The organism is Micromonospora sp. CNZ299 (assembly GCF_002754415.1).
This window is the reverse complement of record NZ_PEFG01000001.1, coordinates 2,517,501-2,540,340: the sequence shown is the minus strand read 5'-3', so window position 1 is coordinate 2,540,340 and position 22,840 is coordinate 2,517,501. Positions and strand designations below refer to the sequence as shown.

Sequence of the window (22,840 nt, the reverse complement as noted above, 5' to 3'; positions counted from 1 at the left end):
CGCCCGCGCAGGCCGGATCACGAGAGGAACCCCCGAATGGCCAACGCTCTGATCATCGTGGACGTGCAGAACGACTTCTGCGAGGGCGGCTCACTGGCCGTCGCGGGCGGCGCGGGGGTGGCCTCGGGCATCTCCCGGCTGCTGGCCTCCGAGCCGGACCGGTGGTCCCACGTGGTCGCCACCAAGGACTACCACGTCGACCCGGGTGCGCACTTCGGCGATCCGCCGGACTTCGTGGAGTCCTGGCCCCGGCACTGTGTGGTCGGCACCAGCGGCTCCGAGTTCCACCCCGAGCTGGACACCGGCCGGGTCGAGGCGATCTTCCACAAGGGCGAGCACGCTGCGGCGTACTCCGGTTTCGAGGGGCATGCCGACGACGGCGAGTGCCTGGCCGACTGGCTGCGCCGGCACGACGTCGATCAGGTCGACGTGGTCGGCATCGCGACCGACCACTGCGTCCGGGCTACCGCGCTGGACGCCGCCCGGGAGGGCTTCGCCACCACCGTGCTGCTCGAGTTGACCGCCGCCGTCGCTCCGGCGACCACCGACGTGGCGCTGCGCGCGATGGAGGGCGCCGGGGTGACCCTGCTCGGCGAGCCTGTGATCAGGGCCGCATGAGGGCGTAATTGGTTGGCCAACGGGCCGCCTCCGGTCGAGGATGTCGCCGGAGGTACGGACCCACGTGAACATGAAGCCTTACCGGCAAGCGCTCGCCCTGCCCGGCCTGCGGTCGCTGCTGCTGGTCGCCGTCCTTGCCCGCATCCCGCTCACCGCGACCGGGGTGACGCTGACCTTCCACGTGGTGTTCGATCTTCATCGCGGTTACGGGGCCGCCGGTCTGGTGGGCGCGGCCGTCACAGTGGGCGCGGCGATCGGTGGGCCACTGCTCGGCCGACTGGTGGACCGTCGCGGCCTGCGCCCGGTTCTGGTGGTCACCGGCATCGCCGAGGCGATCTTCTGGTCCACCGCACCCACGCTGCCGTACCCCCTGCTGCTGCCGGCCGCCTTCGTGGCCGGCTCCCTGGCCCTGCCCATCTTCTCCGTGGTCCGTCAGTCCATCGCCGCGCTGGTCCCGGAGGCGCAGCGCCGCCCGGCGTACGCGCTGGACTCCATGTCGGTCGAGCTGTCCTTCATGATCGGGCCGGCGCTGGCGGTGGCCCTGGTCACCGCGATCTCCGCGCAGACCACCATGTACCTGGTCGGCGGCGGCATCGTCGCCGCCGGTATCGCCCTGTGGGTGGTCAACCCACCAATCCGGGGAGCCGCCGAGCCCAGCGGCCCACCGCGGCGGGTGCCTCGCCGGGAGTGGCTGACCCCCCGACTGTTCGCCGTGCTGGCGCTCAGCGCCGCCGCGACCCTGGTGCTCGGCGGCACCGACGTGGCGGTGGTCGCCGTGCTGCGCGCCAGCGGCGAGGTCGGCTGGACCGGCGCGGTGCTGGCCATCTGGGCGGTCGCCTCGCTGTTCGGCGGGTTCGCCTATGGGGCCGTGCACCGCTCGTTCTCCCCGTTGGCGCTGACCGCCGCACTCGCCCTGTGCACCATCCCGGTCGGGCTGGGCGGTGCGCACTGGTGGCTGCTGTGCCTGGCGCTGATCCCGGCCGGCGCGCTCTGCGCGCCGACCATCGCGGCCGGCTCCGACGCGGTCAGCCGCCTGGTCCCAGCCGAGGTACGCGGTGAGGCGATGGGACTGCACGGGTCGGCGGTCACCGTCGGCATCGCGATCGGCGCGCCGCTCGCCGGCGCGGTGATCGACGCCAGCTCGCCACTCTGGGGCTTCGTGGTCACCGGAGCGCTCGGCGCGCTGGTCACCCTCGTGGTGCTCCCGGTCGAGCTACGCCGCCGCCGCACCGCTGACGCGGCCAACCCCGCGCAGCCCGTGGAGGCCGACCTCGCCCCCACCGCCCGCTGACGGCTGCACCCACGCTGTCGACGGCGGGGGTCGGGGGTGGGGCCGATCAGGCTGGCTGGGCGTGCCGCGGGAGCGGCCAGTCGCGTGGCCGCCGGGCATCCGACTGGCATGCATGCTGAAGAGCGTGATGCCTGTGAGTCATCTTGATGACTCACAGGCATCAGGCACTTCAGCCACACAGCCCCGTCGGAGCCAGACCGGTCGAGCCGAGCCCGGCCGGACACGGCGACGGGCGCCGCTCCCGGTGGTCCCGGGGGCGGCGCCCGTCGTACAGCTGGGTTGAGCGTCAGTGCCGGTCGATGTCGCTGCCGGTGTCCTCGCGGTAGCTGGCACCGCCGTCCGACTCACTGGTGAGCGGCTTGGAGCCGCCCTCCGGCGGGCCGGCCAGGCTCTGGCCGCCAGCGGCCAGCTCCGGGAACTTCTCGTCGAACGCCGGCCGCTCGGAACGGATGCGAGGCATCCGGTCGAAGTTGCGCAGCGGCGGCGGGCTGCTGGTCGCCCACTCCAGCGAGTTGCCGTGACCCCAGGGGTCGTTCACCTCGACCACCGGGCCGGTCTTGTACGACTTCCAGCAGTTGTAGATGAAGGGCAGCGTGGAGATACCGGTGATGAACGCACCGATCGTGGAGATCATGTTCAGCGTGGTGAAGCCGTCGCTGGGCAGGTAGTCGGCGTACCGACGGGGCATGCCCTCGTTGCCGAGCCAGTGCTGCACCAGGAACGTGGTGTGGAAGCCGATCATGGTGAGCCAGAAGTGAATCTTGCCCAGCCGCTCGTCGAGCATCCGGCCGAACATCTTCGGGAACCAGAAGTAGATGCCGGCGAACACCGCGAACACGATCGTGCCGAAGAGCACGTAGTGGAAGTGCGCCACCACGAAGTACGAGTCCGACACGTGGAAGTCGATCGGCGGGCTGGCCAGCAGCACACCGGTGAGACCACCGAAGAGGAAGGTGACCAGGAAGCCGACCGCCCAGAGCATGGGCGTCTCGAAGCTGATCTGGCCCCGCCACATGGTGCCGATCCAGTTGAAGAACTTCATACCGGTCGGCACGGCGATCAGGTAGCTCAGGAAGCTGAAGAACGGCAGCAGCACCTGACCGGTGGCGAACATGTGGTGCGCCCAGACGCTCATCGAGAGCGCGGCGATCGCGACGGTCGCGGCGACCAGACCCTTGTAGCCGAAGATCGGCTTGCGGGAGAAGACCGGGATGACCTCGCTGATGATGCCGAAGAACGGCAGCGCGACGATGTAGACCTCGGGGTGCCCGAAGAACCAGAACAGGTGCTGCCAGAGCATCGGCCCGCCGGTTGCGGGGTCGTACACGTGGGCGCCGAGGATGCGGTCCGCGGCGAGCGCGAACAGCGCGGCGGCCAGCAGCGGGAAGACCAGGATCACCAGGAGGCTGGTGACCAGGATGTTCCACGTGAAGATCGGCATCCGGAACATGGTCATGCCGGGCGCGCGCAGGGTCAGGACCGTGGTGATCATGTTCACCGCGCCGAGGATGGTGCCCAGGCCGGAGATGGCCAGACCCATGACCCACATGTTGGCCCCGACGCCGGGCGAGTGCTCGACGCTGCTCAGCGGCGCGTACGCGAACCAGCCGAAGTCAGCGGCACCACCCGGGGTGATGAAACCGGCCGTCGCCATCGTGCCGCCGAACAGGAACAGCCAGTAGGCGAAGCTGTTCAGTCGGGGGAAGGAGACGTCGGGTGCGCCGATCTGGATCGGCACGATGTAGTTCGCGAAGGCGAACACGATCGGCGTCGCGAAGAACAGCAACATGATCGTGCCGTGCATCGTGAAGAGCTGGTTGTACTGCTCGGGCGACAGGAACTGCAGCCCGGGTCGGGCCAGCTCAGCCCGCATGATCAGGGCCATCAGGCCGCCGATCATGAAGAACGCGAACGCGGTGACCATATACATGATCCCGATTTGCTTCGCGTCCGTGGTTCGCAGCAGCCGCGCGATGGCCGACCCCTTGACCGGCTCCCGGACCGGCCAGGGCCGGGTCACGACCGGCTTGGGTGCGACGGTGGTCACGAGTGGCCTCCGGTTCTCGGTTGTCCCGCTCGGCACACGCTGGTTATCGGCGGGCCGTCATCCGCAAGGAGGATAGTCCCCGGCAGGTCGCAGCGCCGCGTGGGGTGGCGTGACACGATCTACTACGGGCCTACAGCGGGCCGAGCAAGAGCCGGTAGTGCTCCCCGAAGATCCGGCCGCCGCGTCCGCGCAGCAGGGGGTCGCGCAGCGCCGGCGGCACGTCCCTGGTGCGGTTGCGGTCCCGGGTCCGATCGCGCACCCAGCGCGTACGCGGCCGACGACGACTCTCGTACGCGACCAGGGCCGCGTCCACGCTGCCGGCGGCACGCAGCGACTCGGCCAGCACCGCGGCGTCCTCCAGTGCCATGGCCGCGCCCTGGGACAGGGTCGGCGCGGTGGCGTGCGCGGCGTCACCGATCAGCAGGACGCGCCCCCGGTGCCAGCGGCCCAGCTCCACCTCGTCGGTGATCCCGACGTGCACCTCGTCGAGCGCAGCCAACACCTCGGGCACCGGGCCGCGGTAGTCGGCGAAGAGTTCGCGCAGCCGGGCCAGTGGCTCGGCCGGCTCCTCGGTGCCGGCCTCGTCGGCGTACAGGTGCAGTCGCCCGGCACCGATCGGCACCATCAGGAACCCGGAGCGCTGGCCGAGCAGGGCGGTCCATTCGGCGACCGGCGGGCCGTCGCGGAGCACGGCCCGGTAGACCACCTGCCCGACGGGGCGCGGCGGCCCACCGAGCGCGGCGAGGGCCCGCACCGAGGAGCGCGGCCCGTCGGCGCCGATGACCAGGTCGTACTCGGTGGTGGTGCCGTCGGTGAAGGTGACGCCGACGGCGCCCGGAAGCAGGTCCAGGGTGCGGACCTCGGCGCCGTGGCGAACAGCGCCGCCGGCCCCGCTGAGCAGCACCCGGTGCAGGTCCGCCCGGGGCAGTGCCCGGCATTCGCCGACGCCGGCCCAGAGGGTGTCGAGGTCGACGTCGCAGAGCTTCCCACCAGCGGCGTCGAAGAAGTGCTGCCGGTGGATCACCTGCCCGAGTGGACGGATCGGGTCGTGCAGATCGAGACGGTGCAGCGCGCGGGCGGCGTTGCCGGGCAGGTAGAGGCCGGTCTCGGTGGACTCCCCGGGCGGCAGCCTGTCGGTGACGTCCGGCCGGAAGCCCGCCAGGCGCAGCGCCCTGGCCACGGCCAGGCCGGCGATGCCCGCGCCGACGACGAGGATGCGCAGGGGGGAGCCACCCATGGTGGTGTACGCCTCCGGAGGGGGAGCGGCACGCGTTGGAGGCAACACGCTACTCGGAGCTATTCGCCCACACCAGGCCCCAATCGGCCGGCTCGGCGGCGCTCGTCGGCGGCGCGCGTCGCTTAGCTGGCCGTCAGGCGACAGCCGTCCGGGGGGTGGTGGCAATCCTCACAATTCACCAGTTTGACGCGCGCGGTTGCGGAAGAGTTTCAGACATGTGAATGTGTCATTGAGCGTGGGAGCGCTCCCGCACAGCCCCACCACATCCGGCGCCCGGCACGCGCCGAGTCAAGGAGCGTCATGAAACGTCAACTTCGAGCCCTGGCCGCCGCCGGTCTGCTGCTCGGCAGCTCGCTCGTCGCCGTGGCCCTCGGGGGCAACGCCTCCGCCGACACCCAGATCTGCGAACAGTACGGCTCGACCGTCATCCAGAGCCGGTACGTGGTGCAGAACAACCGTTGGGGCACCACCGCCCAGCAGTGCATCAACGTCACCGGCAGCGGCTTCGAGATCACCACCCAGAACGGCAGCAGCCCCACCAACGGCGCACCGACGGCGTACCCCTCGGTGTTCTTCGGTTGTCACTACACCAACTGCTCCCCCGGCACGAACCTGCCGATCCAGGTGAGTCAGATCAGCAGTGCCACCAGCAGCATCTCCTACCGGTACGTCAGCGGCGCCACCTACAACGCGTCGTACGACATCTGGCTGGACCCGTCGCCCAAGCGGGACGGGGTGAACCAGATGGAGATCATGATCTGGCTCAACCGGCAGGGCTCGATCCAGCCCATCGGCTCGGTGGTCGGCACGACGACTCTGGCCGGCCGGACCTGGGAGGTCTGGCGGGGCAGCAACGGCTCCAACAACGTCATCTCGTACGTCTCGCCGTCGGCGATCTCCAGCCTGAACTTCAGCGTGCTGGACTTCATCAACGACGTCCGAAACCGAGGTGCGATCACCAACTCCTGGTACCTGACCAGCATCCAGGCCGGCTTCGAGCCCTGGCAGGGCGGCGTCGGCCTGGCGGTGACGTCGTTCTCGGCCTCGGTCAACGGCGGCGGCAACCCCACCACCCCGCCGCCGACCACCCCGCCGCCGGGCAATGCGGCCTGCGCGGTGAAGTACACGGCCAACTCGTGGGGCAACGGCTTCACGGCCGACGTGCAGGTCACCAACACCGGGTCCAGCGCGATCAACGGGTGGACGCTCACCTACAGCCTTCCCAGTGGGCAGCAGGTCACCAACGCCTGGAACGCCACGGTGAGTCAGAGCGGGTCGACGGTGACCGCTCGCAACACCGGCCACAACGGGGCGGTCGCACCCGGCGGCACGGCCAGCTTCGGCTATCAGGGGACCCTGAACGGGTCGTACTCGTCGCCGAGCAGCTTCTCGCTCAACGGGGCAACCTGCTCGCGTAACTGACCTGCCTTCTGTCGCCGGACAGGGGCGTGACCTTCGCGGTCACGCCCCTGTTCCGTTGCGTGCCCTACCTGGAGGAAACGTCACCGGCTTCGGCGAACTCACGGATGAGCGCCAGCATCCGGTCGATCATCCGCAGCGGCGTGTCCGAGAATTGAATCCGTCGACGAACGCCACCGCCGTCAGGTACCTGTCGTCAAACAGGAAGAGCTTGCTCCCTGAATCCGCGTGACCTGCGGCGTCAGGCTTCGACGTGTAGGGCGTATCCGAGGATGTGCTCCACCGTCAGCTGCTGAGACCACACGAACAACTCATCGAGGATTGGTGCCAGAGGTCCGAGCGACTTCTCCAGCGCGCGCCCATGACGTTGCACGAACCGCACCCGGCCGAGGTGCGCCGCCCACTGATCGTCTAGCACGGCCAGCGACACGTGACGCAGGAGCTTCTGCATGTGATCGTCGCCCAAGGCCGCCGACCGCCGGGCGAGGGCATCCCGCAGGACCCGTTCCGTGACTTCTGGATCTGCCGTCCGGTACTCCTCCCCGCCGACCAGGTCATGTAGGCCTCGCGAGATCTCGCTGGCGCCCCGCGCCGACCACGCCTCGACCGCCGTGGTCGGCAACGACCTCAGAGCCAGCCGGCCGTCGAACCCATCCCTCACCTGCTGCCGATCATGGTGGAAGACGGCCCGTTGTTCGTCCACGATGCGTTCGAACGCGAGGTCGACCGGCATGGGCACGGCCTTGCGCTGCCAGCTCCACCGCAGACGACTCGTAGCAGCCTGGTACTCCAGCCCGTAAATCCGAGCCACTGCGTCAGCGCAGCCGGGTCTTCCTTCCGAGACGCCCACGAGCACCCGGTAATCCCGAAGGAAGCCCTGGGTCGTTATATCCGCCCGTACCGAGCGCCTGTCGCCGCCTGCGAGGCCTTCTCGTTGGAGGAGCAGCATTTCCACCTCCTGGGCCGTGTCGAGAGCGGCGGCCAGGTCCGCGGGGTGGGCCGGTTGCGGCCACAGCCGGCCCGCTGCTCGGGGGCCGAACGTGATGCCTGGCAGCGACGGCGCGGTGTTGTAGTCCTCGCCCCGCCGAAGTAGCGCCGCAGCTGCCTCCGCCCGGCGCGACGGGCTTTCGCGAGAGGAACCGGAGAGGTAGCTGACCAGGGAAGCGGCGTCGATGAGCACGGCACACGCGTCGGCCGCGACCGCCACCGCAAGGCCGCGCTGCACCAGTTCGCCGGCGGAGTCCCGCAGATTGTCACGAAGGTAGTCCGCGGCGAACTGCGAGTACGAGCCGACGGTGACCGGCGCTGCGTACGCGCGTCTCCGCTGCGCCGCATCCGTCTCGGCCAGCAGAAGACCGGCGTCGCCACCCAGCAGCCCCGTCAACGGCGCAAACGACGCGTGTTGCGCCCGGCTACTCCGGTCGTCCACGGTCACCACGTGGACGCCCTCTTCCGCCAAGCCGAACCAGTAGGCCGCGAGCATCGTGGCGCCGACCACGTCGCTGGATGCCCGTACCTCCGCAACGGTGCCACCTTCAGCCATGACCGCCGCCGCCAGCACCGCGTGTCTCGACACGTCGGTGCCTCCTCCACGTGACAGCGCTTCGCGGCCGACGGCCAGGGCTCGCGCAGTGAACTCCGGTGAAACGCCCCTGTCCGCCCGCTCGGAGGCGAGAGCTCGAGAGGCGCTCCGGAGCTCGTCGGCGGACGAGCTCCGGACCTCCGATGCCAGCACATCGGACCGTTTGACGACCCACATGACCCGATCAGCATCGATGGGTGCCACAACGACCTCCGACGTGCTTGGATTGACGGCTAGGGGCTGCGCGAGTTTATAGCTACGGGAACAGGTCGCTGACCTTCTCGGCCACCCGAATCACCTGTCCCACCTTGTACCTGAACCTTCCCCAACGGCTTGTGGGAACGTTCGGCTCCCTAGGGTCGGTGGCCCACTCGCTGCGATCCGGCGGCTGCTGAGGATGCCGGGTCTGAGCTTCAAACGTGTCCGGGTCCGGCCGATCCGGCAGCTTGGTGAAGTCGGGCAACAACTTTGGCTCGGCGCCTTCGGCACACCCACAGGCGAGGGAGTGGCCTGCCTTCGATCCGCCGCAGTTGTGTACGAGCACCGAAGTGCCGCCCGCGACCACGTAGTACGTGTGATCAGTGCTGACGGTGAGGTCGTACATCACCTGCTGGCGGATGAAGGAGTTCACCTCGGCCACCGTCACCGACAACCCGTCAGCAGTAAGCATCTGCTCGCCGGACCGCAACTCAGAGGCGTTGATCCAGGTTGCCCGATCCCTGCTCCAGAAGGGATGCTGAGCGGTCGTCTCGACCAGGACCGGTCCGCCAGCGGTGGCCAACGTGAGATTGGTCAGCTCCACATCGACGTTGATGTGTGTGGCCACCACCTCTTGCGGCGAACTCTTGCCGGTTTCAGGGTTCGTGGCTACGACCTTGTCGCCAGGTTTGAGCTTCTCGATCGGCCGCTTGGAGCCGTCCGCCAGTAGCACGAGGGTTCCTGCCGCGAAGCTGTGCAGTTCGCACTTGGCCCCGGCCCTCATGAAGCTCTTGACGCCGTCAACAAGATCGCCGAGCAGCCCCTTGACCCGGCTGGCAAGATTTGCGAACTTTTTCCATTTCCAGGGTGCGCCGTATCTGGCGGCGAGTTTGCCGAGGGCGCCGCCGATTGCCGCACCCGCGACGTTGGCGGCGGTGGCCAGGCAGCCGCCCATGTCGCCCTTCATGAAGCAGTCCAGGGCGTCGGTGATCCCCAGCTCGTCCATCATGATCTTCGCCAAGGCCTTGGCGGCCGTGAGCATCTTCGCCTTGGCTGCGGCAATGCGGCGCTGGCGCTCCTTCTCGGCCGCCACGCGTGCAGCGGCGGCCCGCTCCTCGTCCGAGGCCCTCGGGTTGTTGTGGACGTTCTTGGTCGGCTCGTCCGGGTCGTACGCGCCCGAGCAACCACCACAACCGTCGTTGTGCCCCTTGACGTTGTGGTAGTTGCCGTACATGTCCTCGTAGTCGGCACCGGGTCCGCACGCGTCGTCCGAGCAGGCCTTCAGGCCATCTGGATCGGAGTACGAGATCGGGTTGTTGTTGGCGTACGCGTACCCGTTCATCTGCTGCGGGTCGTTGATGTCGATGATCGGGTCGACGGAGATGAACCGGCCCGTCACCGTGTCGTACTCGCGTGCGCCGATGTTCACCAGGCCGGTCGTGGAATCGATGTTCCCGTTGACGAAGCCCTTCTCCGTCGGCCACTGACCCGGGCCCGGCGGGGCACCGCGATTCTCGCCGTACGGCGTCATCCGCCGGTGCGTGACGGCACCGGCCTCATCAACCGTCGCCTGGCCCGTGCCGTGATGGTCGCTGGCCACATACCGGACCCCGTCCACCTTGCGGACCAGGGTGCCCCCACCGGGCAGGCCGTAGTAGCGGGTGGCCGCGGTGGACCGGGTCTGGTGGTCGAGCCGGATCTCCATCCCCGGCAGGTACAGCGTGGTCGCGTTCGGCTCCTTGCGGAGCATCCGGGAGCCGTCGACGTCGTACATGAAGCTGGTCTTCTTCCCGGCGGCGTCGGTGACCGACTCCAGGTTGCCCTCGGCGTCCCAGACCAGATCCTGATCCTCACCAGCCTTCGTTCGCTTCGTGGTGTTGCCGCCCGCGTCGTACTCGTAGGAGTGCAGCCGGTCACCCTGCGGGGTCTTCTCCGTCATTTGGCGCAGCGTGTGCGGCTGCGCCTCCCCCGCGGCCGGGTAGGTGTAGTTCCGCTCGACGAGCAGACTGCCGTTACTCCCGTACTGGACCTCGGTCTTGCGGTTGCCGGTCGCGTCGAAGGTGTAGGCGTGGTGATACGGGGCCACTCCACCCACACCGGTGACCGACGGGCCGCCGGCACACGCGTCGGTCGCGGTACTCGCCGACGTCCACGCCCGATCCATCCGCCGCAGATAGTCATACGTGAAGCACTGCGTGTCCCGGGTACCCGACGGGTTGTTGGCAATCTGCAGGATGTTGCCGGACGGGTCGTAGGTGTACTTGGCGTCGATGTCTACGACGGGCGCCGACTCACGGTCCAGCCGCTGACGGGTGAGTCGCTGGGAGCCCTGTTCGTACTCGTAGGTCGACCACACCTTCCGGCTGCCCACCAGCGCCTCGGTCTGAAGAACCTCACCCGTGGTGGCGTAGTCGACGTCGGTCAGGTAGGCGTCGTCGCCGGTCGTCTTGGTGAGCCGCTCGAGGCTGTCGTACGTGTAGGCGACCGTCTCGAACGGCAGCCCACCCCCGTCCGACATGCTCACTGATTGGACTGAGCCGTCCCGGTTGTACTCCGTGCCGAAGGTGTACAGGCCGGCCAGTTCGGCCCCGGCGTGCTCCGGCACCTGATAGTAGGTGGCGTGCGGTCGATAGAACTCGTCGTACGTGCCGACGTACGTCGCGTACTCCTCGCCGTCGACCCATCGGCTCGTCGAGGAGAGGTAGCCCAGCATCTCCAGGTCGTAGGTCCAGCTGCTCAGCAGCTCGCCGGTCTCCACCGTGCCCTTGTAGACGGCGGTCCGACGGCCAATGTCGTCGTAGGTGGTGCTGATTCGCTTCCCGGCCCCGCTGACGGTGCTGACGGCCCTGTCAAGGTCGTCGTACTGGGTGGTCGAGGTACCGGCGTCCGGGTCGGTCGACTCGATCTTCCGGCCGAGCTGGTCGTACTTGTGCCGCCACACGTTGCCGGCCGGGTCCGTGACCGTGGCCAGTTGGCCGGCCTTCGTGTAGGCGTACGCGGTCGTGTCGGCCGGACCCGACGGGTCAGCGCCCTTGTACTGCAGCAGCTGGGTCGTCTGGCCGAGGGCGTTCATGACCGTGGTCATCGGCGTGCCACCCTGCGGCGGGTCGACCGAGGTCCGGTCACCGCTGTAGGTGGTGGTGGTCCGCCACTTCTCGTTGCCGGCCACGGCGAAGATCTCCGCCTTGACCCGGTCGGCACCGTCGTAGACGTAGAGGGTCTGGCCGTTGACGTCCCCGTTCACTGCCGGGTAGATCGTGTCCGTCGGCGTTCCCGCCACGCTATACGTGGCGTACGTCTTTTCGAGCTTGCCGGTCCCGGTGTAGAAGGTGTCCGCGATCAGCCGGGTGCCGTCCGGCCCTTCCGTCTGCACCTGCCGCGGCCGGAGATGACCATCATGCAGTTTGTACTCGACGCTGTAGGAGCCATCGTTCTGCCGACGCTCGGTCTTGATCGCCACCGGCTTGTCGGTGCGAACCAGGTAGGTGTACCGAATGCTCGGGTCCAACCCGCTGGCACCGGTCCGGTCCGGCATCCACACCTTGGAAAGTCGACCCAGCGGGTCGTACTCAAGCAGGCTGACAAATTTGTTCGGGTCGGTCTGCTTTACCGGCTGCCCCCAGGCCGGGGCGTACTCGGTGGTGGTCTCGTGGCCGAGCGGGCTGGTCTGCTTGACCTTGGTGGTGAGCCCGTTGGTCTCCGTGTAGTCCGTCGCCGTGGTCTTGCCGAGGGCGTCTGTGGACGTCTTCGGCCGCCCGTAGGAGTCGAAGGTTCCTTCGGCCGCCCGGATGTAGGTCGCGCTCGTTCCGTTGTGGCTCTTCAACCGCTCGGAACGGGTCGGGTTACCGAACTTCGACGCGACGCCGAAGGCTTCCCCGTCGTAGAAGGTCCGTGTGTCGGAGAGGACGTCGGTGGCCCGGTTCGGGGTCGCCGAGCAGCGGACCGACACAGACTCCACCTGGGCGACAAGGTTGTAGTAGTGCAGGGTGGCGTTGTCCGCGTACGCGGTGCGGGTGCAGGACTCGTCGCCCGTGACATTGACGTCGCCGTGGTGCTCGGTGTGGGTGACCCGCCCGAACGAGGTCTCGAAGGTAGAGCTGTTCTTCGTCTCCCGCCAGCTGCCGTCGGCCAGCTTCACGAAACTGCGCGCCTCGGAGGTGTTGGTGAACCAGGCCTTCCGTGAACCGTCCGGGATCGTCTGTGTCGCCGTGTTGTGTCGCCACGGCACCGAGATGCTCTTGCTCACCTCGTTCGCTCCGTCGAAGGTACGGCTCTCCAGCTCGTGGCCGGAGAACTCGTCGTAGTCGACGTGCTGCACACCGGTGGAGTCGGTTACCCGGACGTCCCGGGTGCCGCCGTCCGGGTCCTTGTCACCGTGCATGCCCCGCAGGTAGCGGTGCTCGTTCTTTGTGGTCTGGACCTGACCGTTGCCGGTGGTGACCACGACCTGGCCGTAGCCTCGCCACTCGCTCCAGGTGAGGTCCTTGGGGTCGGCGAAGCCGTCCTGCTCGGCGTGCCGCCAGGCAGCACCGCCGAGGTACTGGTACCGGGTGACCATGTCCGGTGCGCCGCCGGTCCGGTCGGTCTCGACGACCTGAGCGACGACATACTTGTGGAACCAGTCGGTTATCGGATCACCGCTGCCCAGCGGGCTCCACTTCACCGGATAGCAGCGCCTCGTGCCGTTACCGGGCGTGGGCAGGGTTGTCTGGGTGCAGTCCGGATCGGCGTAGTTGACGTCGATCTGTCCGCCCGCGTCGGTCCAGACCGTTGCGAGTCGGAAGCGGACGAGGGGAGCGATGAAGTCGCCATCGCGGTCGATGCGGTTCGGCAGCTGAAGGCCGCCAAGCTCCACAGACGGCATGGCGGCCGATCCACCGACCAGACCCTTGTGGGTGATCTTGTGAAGCCAGAGGGTCCGAGAGCCGTCGCCGTTGTCGGTGAGCAGGTGGTCGAGCTTCCACTCGTCAACCGGAGTCCAGCTCGTCGCGCCGCGGATCTCGGTGGTGATGCCCGTCAGGCGGGCCCGGGTCCAGAAGGTAGGGGTTATCTGGTCGAGCTTGCACTTGGTGTTGGCCGCACAGTTGCGGTCGAACGGCACATCCGGCCAGGACGGCGCGGTGGTGGCGTTGAGATCCTGCGGGTCACAGTCGATGCTACCGCTGGGCAGGCACCGCTCCTTGGTGTCGAACCGCACCCGGGCCGGCGCGTTGGTCGTGTAGACCGCGTTGTGCCGCTGACCGTAGTCGATGCGCTTGAGCCAGCCACCCCGCACGTACGGCACGCCGTTGACGTCGGTCTTCTTGCCCCGCGCGTAGTAGTTGATTTCCTTCTCGTAGAAGTACGACGTGACGTTGCCGTAACGGTCCTTGACGTAGTCGAGGCTCCACCGCCACGCCTGGTCGCAGTACGACTCGACGAAAGTGTCCTTGTTGCACGGCTCTTTCGCGTCGTCGCCGTAGACCGGGATCGTCCAGGTGGACCCGGTCTCTTCCTTGTTCGAAGTCCAACCCGGCAGGCGGTTGAGCCCGAAGTGGTACTGGGTGCCGTCGACGGTGGTCACGACCCAGTACTCGCCGTCGTCGTCGCCGTTCACCGCGCCGGTCAACCGCTGGACCTTCGAGCCGTCGTCATTGGCGAAGCGGTACGTGTTGGTGCCGGTCTTCACCAGTTCGGTGGACCTGCCATTGAGCAGAATCGTCGCGTTGTCGAACGCCCAGCACTGGTCGGCGTACTGGTCGTGCCCGTCGTCCGAACACGGCTTGTATCGACGCTCGATGTGGCCCGGCTCATAGTTGAAGCCCTCACCGACCCACGAACCCTGGTTGTTGGTCGTGGCGGTCCGGCCGTCGACCGATTGGGACGAGTAAGCCAGCGTTATCCCCGGGGCGTTGCCGCCCGGTACCGGCGGGGTCCGCAGCGGGTAGCTCCAGGAGAAGCCACCCGTCGACGGGGCAACCGACCACTTGGACGACGGGGCCAGCTTCGACGCGCCGTAGTCTCCCTGCGACGAGGAGTCCGCTGCGGCCATTGCGAACAGCGCACCGGTGCTCGCCTCGGCCGAGAGCGTCCGTGCCCCGCTGTCGTTGGTGGTCGGGACCGGAACAGCCGCGCACTCCGGCTTCTCGGGAGTGTTCAGGGCGCACTCTGGCAACCGCACCAGCCGCAGCCGCGCCCCGAAGTCGCCGCCGAACGCACCCGCGAATCCCTCGTAGCCGAGACCGAGCCGGACCTTGCTATCGCCGGACTGCCCGTCGGCCCGGGTCACCCGCACGAGCGGACCGTCGACCCTGGCCTTTTCCGAGGCCTTCCGGTCGAGCACCTCGACGCGGACCTTGCCGGGTGCCAGCACGGCTGCGTTGTCCTGGCCGCCCGTCCTGGCGGAACTGCCTTCGGTGCCGGTCGCCGTCTTCGGCGTCGGGGAGGCGGGGTCCAGGGCCGACACCGCGACCGACAGGCCCCCGACCTTCGTGCTCGCGGCCTGAGCATCGGCACCGGCCCTGGACTGGGCTGCCGACGCCGGTACGGCGACCTCCGCAGCGCCCGCAGTGGGCCAGGATGCCTTTGCGGGATCAGTTGACGCTGCCGCCACCGCCGGATTGGCAGATCGCGGCTTCACCGGCAACGGATCCCGCTTGGGGAGGATCTTGGACGGGTCGGCGGTCGACGGGCGGTTCGATTTTGAGTCAGCCACGGCCGGAGTGGACGCAACCTGGATGAGGCTTGCGCCCATCACGACGGTCATCGCCCAGGAAACCGGTCGCACGATCCGTCGGTTGAATCCGCCGGATCGGACCAGGACACGGGAGAACATCACCCCTCCAGGGGGTTTGGGGGTAAGGGGACGATCGCCGCGGTTCGAGGTGGTGGGTCTATCCGTTTCCGGATGGACCCACCACCTACCGCGTCACAGAAGCAGTTGCTCGCGGGTGGGGCTGGCCCACCCGCTCCGGTGCCGGTCCTGTGTTGCCCTACGGGGTGCCGTCACCGCTCATCGCTCCGCACAGCACGGCGCCTCAGTTGGTCCCTGGCGGCTTCCCGGACGATCTCGTTGGTCGCGTCAGCGAGCTGCGAGAGCTTGTTGCCGGCCCGCGGGTCGCTGCTGTCACCGAGCCCCCAGATGGCGTTGACCGCCAGCGCTCGGCTCTCGTCGTAGTCGAGGTAGTCGGGAACCCATGACGCCGCATGGTGCAGCGCATCGACGACCGCTGGGCCCGATTGACTACCCAACATCGACACGACAACCTCGTGTTGCAGGTGCCAGTCGGCGTAGACGAGGTCGACAAGCATGGGCGCGTGCGCTGCGTCGATGCCAAACTCGCCGCAGACGATCAACGCCGCCTCCAGGTCATCGGCACTCCTCTCCGCGATCGCTTGACCCAGCAGATCCAGGCCAAGCTTGCGCCCATCCGCACTTCGGAAGTGGCGGAGGACCGCGTCTCGGTCACCGGTGTACGGCTTGCCCGGTACGACAACCAGCGTGAAGACCAAGTCTCGTTCGTCAGGCGTCATTTCAACTTCTCAAAACCGACCAGATTCCGGTTGAACATGTCGAGCGCCCTTCCGCTTCCCAGACCGATATTTATCTGGCCAGGAAGGGATGGATTCTTTCTAGATTTTTCATACTTGAAGAAGGCGTTTGTCTTGGCCCACGCACCAGACACCGGGGACATCTCCGGATAGGTCGCTGCCGCCACCTTCGACTTGTCTCGAACCCCGATCCCCTCAAGCTTTTTCGTCGTGCCCTTCTTCACTGTCAACTTGACGAGCACTCCGTCGTAGTCCTCAGAAAAAGCCCGGGTAGGAGAAATCATCGTTTCGCCCGTTGCAGAAACGTTACCGCTGCTCACAAGCTCGTCGTAGTGACTCTCCGACATCGCTCGATAGTAGGTCTCCGTACAGTTGTGCACCAGCAGAGACGTGTCGCCGGCAAGCACGTAGTACGTGTGAACGTCGTCGACAGTCAGGTTGTAGACCTGCGCGGGCTCGGACCAATGGCGTGTCGCCGCGACCTGCACGTAGGTGCCAGCCGAGGTTCGCAGCCACTGCCCGGCCTGCAAGTCCGCAGCATTGACCCATTCAGCGAGGTCGGGAACCCAGAACGGGTGTTTGTCTGTAGCCACCACGCTCGCAGTGGCATCGCCGGCTTCCCCGTCGGCATCGATGGTTACCTCGACCAAGTTCTTGACGCCTTGGCCGATGATGGTCGCGACCACTGCCTTGGCCGCCGTCACACCGCTGACCGGATCGGTCACCAACACGACGTCGTTGACGTTAACCAACTCTATCGGCTTACGGGAGCCGTCAGCCATCACTACCAAAGTGCCGGGCATGAAGCTGTTGCGGCATTTCAGGAATGACCTGGCACCGTCAACAAGATCGCCGAGCAGCCCCTTGACGCGGCTGGCAAGGTTGGCGAACTTTTTCCATTTCCAGGGTGCGCCGTATCTGGCGGCGAGTTTGCCGAGGGCGCCGCCGATTGCCGCACCCGCGACGTTGGCGGCGGTGGCCAGGCAGCCGCCCATGTCGCCCTTGAGGAAGCAGTCCAGGGCGTCGGTGATCCCCAACTCGTCCATCATGATCTTCGCGAGGGCCTTGGCGGCGTTGAGCATCTTCGCCTTGGCCGCGGCGATGCGGCGTTGGCGCTCCTTCTCCGCCGCCGCCCGCGCGGCGGCGGCCCGCTCGTCGGCTGAGGCTCGCGGATTGTTGTGCACGTTGATCGTCGGCTCGTCCGGGTCGTACGCGCCCGAACAACCACCACAACCGTCGTTGTGCCCCTTGACCTCGTGGTAGTTGCCGTACATGTCCTCGTAGTCGGCACCAGGCCCGCACGCGTCGTCCGAGCACGCCTTCAAGCCGTCCGGATCGGAGTACGAGATCGGGTTGTTGTTGGCGTACGCGTACCCGTTCATCTGCTGCGGGTCGTTCACATCAATGATCGGGTCGACCGAGATGAACCGGCCGGTCACCGTGTCGTACTCCCGTGCGCCGATGTTCACCAGGCCCGTCGTGGAATCGACGTTCCCGTTGACGAAGCCCTTCTCCGTCGGCCACTGACCCGACCCCGGCGGAGCACCACGACTCTCACCGAACGGCGTCATCCGCCGATGCGTGACGGCACCGCCCTCATCAACCGTCGCCTGACCCGTACCGTGATGGTCACTGGCCACATACCGGACCCCGTCCACCTTCCGGACCAGCGTGGCCGCGCCAGGCAAGGCGTAGTACCGGGTGGCGTCTGTCGAGCGGGTCTTGTGGTCGAGCCGAATTTCCATACCCGGCAGGTAGAGGGTGGTCGCCTTAGGCTCCTTGCGGAGCATCCGGGAGCCGTCCAGGTCATAGAAGAATGTCGTCTTCTCGCCAGCCGGGTCGATGACGGACTCGAGATTGCCCTCGGCGTCCCAGGTCAGAGTCTGTTCCTCGCCGGCCTTCGTCCGCTTCGTGGTGTTGCCGCCCGCGTCATAACCATAGGAGTGCAGCCGGTCACCCTGCGGGGTCTTCTCCGTCATCTGGCGCAGCGTGTGCGGCTGCGCCTGCCCGGCTGCGGGGTAGGTGTAGTTGCGTTCGATAAGCGGAGTGCCGTTGTTCGCGTACTGAATCTCGGTCTTGCGGTTGCCGGTCGCGTCGAAGGTGTAGGCGTGGTGATACGGGGCCACTCCACCCACACCGGTGACCGACGGGCCGCCGGCACACGCGTCGGTCGCGGTACTCGCCGACGTCCACGCCCGATCCATCCGCCGCAGATAGTCATACGTGAAGCACTGCGTGTCCCGGGTACCCGACGGGTTGTTGGCAATCTGCAGGATGTTGCCGGACGGGTCGTAGGTGTACTTGGCGTCGATGTCCACGACCGGCGCCGACTCACGGTCCAGCCGCTGACGGGTGAGTCGCTGGGAGCCCTGTTCGTACTCGTAGGTCGACCACACCTTCCGGCTGCCCACCAGCGCCTCGGTCTGAAGAACCTCACCCGTGGTGGCGTAGTCGACGTCGGTCAGGTAGGCGTCGTCGCCGGTCGTCTTGGTGAGCCGCTCGAGGCTGTCGTACGTGTAGGCGACCGTCTCGAACGGCAGCCCACCCCCGTCCGACATGCTCACTGATTGGACTGAGCCGTCCCGGTTGTACTCCGTGCCGAAGGTGTACAGGCCGGCCAGTTCGGCCCCGGCGTGCTCCGGCACCTGATAGTAGGTGGCGTGCGGCCGATAGAACTCGTCGTAAGTCGAGTAATACGTGGCGTACTCGTGACCCTCGATCCATCTACTGGTGGAGGAGAGGTAGCCCAGCATTTCCAGGTCATAGGTCCAACTGTTGAGCAGTTCCCCGGTCTCAGCCGACCCCTTGTAGCTTGCAGTCTGACGACCGATCTCGTCGTAGGTGGTGCTGATCGTCTTCCCCATACCACTGGTGGTACTGGTAATGCGATCCAGGTCGTCGTAGGCGACCGTCGTCGTCCCCGTGTCCGGGTCCACCGACTTGACCGTTCGACCGAGCTGGTCGTACTCGTGCTGCCAGACGTTGCCGGCCGGGTCCTTGACCGTCTTCAGCTGTCCAGCGTGGGTGTAGGTGTACTCGGTCTTGTCGAAGTCACCCGATGGCCCACTGCCCTTGTACTGCAAGAGCTGGGTCGCCTGCCCTAAGGCATTCATCACGGAGGTCGTCGGGGTGCCCCCGCTCGGTGGATCGACCGAAACCCGGTCACCGCCGTAGGTGGTGGTGGTCCGCCACTTCTCGTTGCCGGCCACGGCGAAGATCTCCGCCTCGACCCGGTCAGCCCCGTCGTAGACGTACAGGGTCTGCCCGTTCACATCACCATTGACGGCGGGATAGATCACGTCGGTGGGCGCCCCGGCCACCGTGTACGTCGCATACGTCTTCGCGAGCTGCCCGGTGCCGGTGTAGAAGGTGTCTGCGACCGTGCGGGTACCGTCCGGGCCTTCCGACTGCACCTGCCGCGGCCGGAGTAGACCATCGTGCAGCTTGTACTCGACACTGTAGGAGCCGTCGTTCTGCCGACGCTCGGTCTTGATCGCCACCGGCTTGTCGGTGCGAACCAGGTACGTGTACCGGATGCTCGGGTCCAGCCCACTGGCACCGGTCCGGTCCGGCATCCACACCTTGGAGAGTCGGCCGAGTGCGTCGTATTCGAGGACGCTCTTCAGGCCATTTTGATCGACCTGGTTCACCGGCACGCCCCAGGCGGGGGAGTACTCCGTCGTGGTGACGAATTGGAGCGGGTTGGTCTCCTTGGCCCTGGTGGTCAAGCCATTCGTGTCCGTGTACTCGGTCTTCGTGACCCGGCCCAGAGCGTCAACTGCCGTCAGCGGCCGTCCATACGGGTCGAAGGTGCCCTCCGACGCGCGGATGTAGGTCGCCGTCGTGCCGTTGTGGCTCATCAGCCGCTCGGTGCGGGTCGGATTCCCTACCGTTGGAGCAACGCCGAACGCCTTGCCGTCGTAGAGGGTCCTGGTATCGGAGATGACCTGCTTGCTGCGGTCGGGAGTGACGGAACACGCCACCGACACCGACTCGACCCGGGACACCAGGCTGTAGAGGTGGACCGTGGCGTTGTCGGCGTACGTGGTGCGGCTGCACGACTCGTCGCCGATGATCGCGATGTCGCCCTCGTTCTCGGTCTCCGTCACCCGGCCGAAGCTCGTCTCGAAGTTCGAGGTCTGCTTCGTCTCACGCCACCCACCGGCGGCCAGGGCCACGAGGCTCCGGGCCGTCGTGGTGTTAATGAGCCAGGCCTTCTTGCTGCCCCAGCTGTGCGTCTCGGTCGCGGTGTTGTGCCGCCACGGGATGGCGATACTCTTGCTGACCTGGCTGGAACCGTTGTAAACCACGCTCTCCAGCTGATGGCCGGAGAACTCCTGATAGTCGGTGTGGGTGCCGCCGGTGGAGTCGGTCACGGAGACCGTACGGGTGCCGCCGTCCGGGTCCTTGTCACCGTGCATGCCCCGCAGGTAGCGGTATTCGGTCTTGGTCTTCTGCACCTGTCCGTCGCCGGCGGTGACGATGACGCGACCGTATCCGCGCCAGTCACTCCAGGTCAGGTCCTTCGGGTCGGAGATCCCGTCCGGATCCGCGTGCCGCCAGGCGGCACCGTCCAGGTACTGGTACCGCGTGACCATGTCAGGCGCCCCGCCGGTGCGGTCAGTCTCGACCACCTGCTCGACCACGTACTTGTGGAACCAGTCGGTGATGGGATCACCACTGCCGAGCGGGCTCCACTTGACCGGGTAGCAGCGTCGGGTGCTTTTGCCGGGCGTAGGCAGGGTGTTCTGGGCGCAGTCCGGCGAGGCGTAGTTGACGTCAATCTGCCCCCCGACATCGGTCCATACCGTGGCGAGCCGGAAGCGGACCAGCGGCGCGATGAAGTCGCCGTCGCGGTCGATCCGGTTGGGTAACTGAAGACCGCCCAGCTCCACTGAAGGCATGGCGATGTCAGCACCCGGCCCGTAGAGGCCCGTGTGAGTGATTTTGTGTAGCCAGAGAGTCCGCGAACCGTCACCGTTGTCGGTGAGCAAGTGATCGAGCTTCCAGCTGTCCACCGGGGTCCAGCCGGTGCCCACGCGAATCTCCGTGGTAATGCCGGTCAGGCGCGCCCGCGTCCAGAACGTCGGGGTGATCTGGTCGAGCTTGCATTTGGTGTTCGCCGCGCAGTTGCGGTCGAACGGCACATCCGGCCAGGACGGCGCGGTGGTGGCGTTGAGATCCTGCGGGTCACAGTCGATGCTACCGCTGGGCAGGCACCGCTCCTTGGTGTCGAACCGCACCCGGGCCGGCGCGTTGGTCGTGTAGACCGCGTTGTGCCGCTGACCGTAGTCGATGCGCTTGAGCCAGCCACCCCGCACGTACGGCACGCCGTTGACGTCGGTCTTCTTGCCCCGCGCGTAGTAATTGATCTCCTGGTTGTAGAAGTACGACGTGACGTTGCCGTCGCGGTCCTTGACGTAGTCGAGGCTCCACCGCCACGCCTGGTCGCAATAGGCTGAAGTGAACGTCGCGTTGTAGCACGGCTCACCTGAGTCGTCACCGTAGATCGGCACCGTCCAGGCCGACCCGGTCTCCTCCTTGCCGGAGCTCCAGCCGGGTAGCCGGTTCAGTCCGAAGGTGTACTCGGTTCCGTTAGTGGTGGTGACCCGCCAGTACTCACCGTCGTTGTCGCCGTTCGTCGCGCCGGTCAGGCGCTCGACCTTCGAGCCGTCGTCCGTCGCGAACCGCCACGTGCTCCCGGTCTTGACCAGTTCGGTGGACCTGCCGTTGAGCAGGATGGTCGCATTGTCGTATGCCCAGCACTGGTCGGCGTACTGGTCGTGCCCGTCGTCCGAACACGGCTTGTATCGACGCTCGATATGACCCGGCTCGTAGTTGAAGCCCTCACCGACCCACGAACCCTGGTTGTTGGTCGTGGCCGTCCGGCCATCGACCGACTGGGACGAGTACGCGAGGGAGATTCCCGGGCCACCACCACCTGGCACAGGCGGAGTCCGCAGCGGGTAGCTCCAGGAGAAACCGCCCGTCGACGGGGCGACGGACCACTCGGAGGACGGCGACAATTTTGTCGCGCCGTAGTCGCCCTGCGACGAGGAGTCCGCAGCGGTCATCGCGAACAACGCGCCGGTGCTCGCCGCGGCGGAGATTGTCTTCGCCGCGCTGTCGTTGGTCGTAGGGACCGGCGCACCAGCACATTCCGACTTGTGCGGGGTGGTCAGTGCGCACTCCGGCAGCCGCACCAGCCTGAGTCGCGCGCCGAAGTCACCGCCGAACGCGCCAGCGATCCCCGCGTAACCGAGGCCAAGCCGAACATCTCCGTCACCAGACCGCCCGTCGGCCCGGCTCACCCGGACGACCGGACCGTCGACCCTGGCCTTCTCCGAGGCGTTCCGGTCGAGTACCTCAACCCGTACCTTCGCCGGAGGCACGGCGGCGGACCGGCTCTTGTCACCGGGTTCCCCGGCACCGTCCTCGTCCGAGGCGGTGGACCTGGCGCTCGCCTGAGCAACAGGTGTGGGCGACACCGAGACTGGCAGACCGCCGACGTCGACGGTCGCGGTCAGAGCCGTCGCAGCGGGCGTCGATCGGCCCACCTCGGTGGTAGGCACGGCGATCTCTCCGGCAGCGGCGGCGGGCCACCTGACCGTCGAGGAATTGGTGGCAGCGGAGGCCACGGCCGGATTCGCCTTGCGCGGCTTTACCGGCAACGGATCCCGCTTGGGGAGGATCTTGGTCGGATCGGACGTCGACGGGCGGTTCGATTTTGAGTCAGCCACGGCCGGAGTGGACGCAACCTGGATGAGACTTACGCCCATCACGACGGTCATCGCCCAGGAAACCGGTCGCACTATCCGGCGGCTGAATCCGCCGGATCGGACCAGGACACGGGAGAACATCACCCCTCCAGGGTTGGGAGGTCGAGAGAAGGAGAACGCCGCGACGCGAGGCGGTGGA

General features: G+C 67.1%; 9 protein-coding genes. 3 read left to right on the top strand and 6 right to left on the bottom strand.

Going from position 1 to position 22,840, the window contains the following annotated elements; translation table 11 throughout:
* Positions 1 to 36 precede the first annotated feature (36 nt).
* Entirely contained in the window at positions 37 to 618 is a 582-nt protein-coding gene (locus tag CLT68_RS12140) for an isochorismatase family protein (protein ID WP_099850925.1), read from the top strand.
* 40 nt (positions 619 to 658) lie between these two features.
* Complete coding sequence (locus CLT68_RS12135) at positions 659 to 1,909, top strand: MFS transporter (RefSeq protein ID WP_099850923.1); 1,251 nt, start codon at positions 659 to 661, stop codon at positions 1,907 to 1,909.
* A gap of 286 nt (positions 1,910 to 2,195) precedes the next feature.
* Here the strand turns inward: CLT68_RS12135 and ctaD are convergent, their stop codons facing one another.
* Together ctaD and CLT68_RS12125 are read right to left on the bottom strand one after the other, a co-directional pair.
* Complete coding sequence (gene ctaD / locus CLT68_RS12130) at positions 2,196 to 3,956, bottom strand: aa3-type cytochrome oxidase subunit I (protein WP_088946427.1); 1,761 nt, start codon at positions 3,954 to 3,956, stop codon at positions 2,196 to 2,198.
* Between the two features lie 130 nt (positions 3,957 to 4,086).
* Positions 4,087 to 5,193, bottom strand: a complete 1,107-nt coding sequence (locus tag CLT68_RS12125; protein ID WP_099850921.1) for an FAD-dependent monooxygenase — start codon at positions 5,191 to 5,193, stop codon at positions 4,087 to 4,089.
* 300 nt (positions 5,194 to 5,493) lie between these two features.
* Between CLT68_RS12125 and CLT68_RS12120 the strand changes: the two genes are divergently transcribed.
* Positions 5,494 to 6,615, top strand: a complete 1,122-nt coding sequence (locus CLT68_RS12120; RefSeq protein WP_099850919.1) for a glycoside hydrolase family 12 protein — start codon at positions 5,494 to 5,496, stop codon at positions 6,613 to 6,615.
* Positions 6,616 to 6,853: 238 nt separating this feature from the next.
* Here the strand turns inward: CLT68_RS12120 and CLT68_RS12115 are convergent, their stop codons facing one another.
* The 4 genes from CLT68_RS12115 to CLT68_RS12100 form a co-directional block, all read right to left on the bottom strand.
* The gene (locus tag CLT68_RS12115; protein ID WP_143743171.1) at positions 6,854 to 8,398 is read right to left on the bottom strand and encodes a hypothetical protein; all 1,545 of its coding nucleotides are present in this window, start codon (positions 8,396 to 8,398) and stop codon (positions 6,854 to 6,856) included.
* Positions 8,399 to 8,450: 52 nt separating this feature from the next.
* Positions 8,451 to 15,206, bottom strand: coding sequence for a polymorphic toxin-type HINT domain-containing protein (locus tag CLT68_RS12110; RefSeq protein WP_099850914.1), 6,756 nt, complete (start codon positions 15,204 to 15,206; stop codon positions 8,451 to 8,453).
* A 170-nt stretch (positions 15,207 to 15,376) separates the two neighbouring features.
* Positions 15,377 to 15,904, bottom strand: a complete 528-nt coding sequence (locus tag CLT68_RS12105) for a hypothetical protein (RefSeq protein WP_099850912.1) — start codon at positions 15,902 to 15,904, stop codon at positions 15,377 to 15,379.
* On the bottom strand, positions 15,901 to 22,782 hold the full coding sequence (locus CLT68_RS12100) for a polymorphic toxin-type HINT domain-containing protein (protein ID WP_486482148.1): 6,882 nt from the start codon (positions 22,780 to 22,782) through the stop codon (positions 15,901 to 15,903). Before CLT68_RS12100 ends, CLT68_RS12105 begins: the two co-directional genes overlap by 4 nt.
* Positions 22,783 to 22,840: the final 58 nt, after the last annotated feature.

Coding starts and splice junctions, on each gene's coding strand:
- CLT68_RS12140 (WP_099850925.1), top strand. CDS start 37: ATGGCCAACGCTCTGATCATCGTGGACGTGCAGAACGACTTCTGCGAG.
- CLT68_RS12135 (WP_099850923.1), top strand. CDS start 659: ATGTCGCCGGAGGTACGGACCCACGTGAACATGAAGCCTTACCGGCAA.
- CLT68_RS12125 (WP_099850921.1), bottom strand. CDS start 5,193: ATGGGTGGCTCCCCCCTGCGCATCCTCGTCGTCGGCGCGGGCATCGCC.
- CLT68_RS12120 (WP_099850919.1), top strand. CDS start 5,494: ATGAAACGTCAACTTCGAGCCCTGGCCGCCGCCGGTCTGCTGCTCGGC.
- CLT68_RS12110 (WP_099850914.1), bottom strand. CDS start 15,206: ATGTTCTCCCGTGTCCTGGTCCGATCCGGCGGATTCAACCGACGGATC.
- CLT68_RS12105 (WP_099850912.1), bottom strand. CDS start 15,904: ATGACGCCTGACGAACGAGACTTGGTCTTCACGCTGGTTGTCGTACCG.
- CLT68_RS12100 (WP_486482148.1), bottom strand. CDS start 22,782: ATGTTCTCCCGTGTCCTGGTCCGATCCGGCGGATTCAGCCGCCGGATA.